This window comes from Planomonospora corallina (assembly GCF_042650625.1).
Classification (GTDB): Bacteria; Actinomycetota; Actinomycetes; order Streptosporangiales; family Streptosporangiaceae; genus Planomonospora_B; species Planomonospora_B corallina.
This window is the reverse complement of record NZ_JBHSBM010000078.1, coordinates 1-754: the sequence shown is the minus strand read 5'-3', so window position 1 is coordinate 754 and position 754 is coordinate 1. Positions and strand designations below refer to the sequence as shown.

General features: G+C 72.5%; 1 protein-coding gene. It reads right to left on the bottom strand.

Annotated features, from left to right (window positions below; all coding sequences use genetic code 11):
* Positions 1 to 754: PAS domain-containing protein (locus ACFOWE_RS33780; RefSeq protein WP_377295159.1), on the bottom strand; the 754-nt coding region annotated here is incomplete at both ends.

Here is a 754-nt window from a genome sequence, read left to right as displayed (position 1 = left end):
TGTAGCCGTCGGCCAGCAGCTCGGTGTAGCCGCGGATGCTGGTCAGCGGGGTGCGCAGCTCGTGGGAGACGGTGGCCAGGAACTGGTTCTTGAGCCGGTCGAGCTCCTGCAGCTCGGCGTTGGAGCGGGCGAGGTCCTCGGCCTGGCGCTGCAGCGCGGCCCGCGCCGCCCGCACCTCGGCCTCGATGGTCTTCTGCCGGGTGATGTCGGTGTACAGGGCGCCGATGGCGTGGACGCCGCCGTCGGGGTCGGGCACCGGGTAACGGGTGGACAGGTAGACGCGCTCCCCGTCGGCCGTCGTGATCGTCTCCTCCGCCTCCAGAGTGGTGTGCAGCCGCAGGCAGCGCGTGTCGCGCCGGCTCAGGTCCACCGCCAGGGGGCCGAGCGGCAGCTGGCGGGCCGTCTTGCCGATCACCTCGTGGCGGGTGAGCCCGAACAGCCGCTCGAACTCGTCGTTGACCATCAGGAAGCGGCCGTGGGGGTCGGTGAGGTAGAACATCAGCGGGGCGGCGCTCATCATGGCGTGCAGGATCGCGGCGCTCTCCCGGGCCGCGCGCTCGGCCCGGCGGCGCTCGGCCCGCAGCCGGTGCTGGTCCAGGGCGTGGCGTACGGCCGGGCCCAGCCGGGTGAGGCGGTCCTTGAGCAGATAGTCGACCGCGCCGTGGCGCAGGCACTCCACGCACGCCTCCTCGGTCATCATGCCGCTGACCACGATGACGGGGACGTCGCAGCCGCTTTCCTCCAGCAGCCGGAG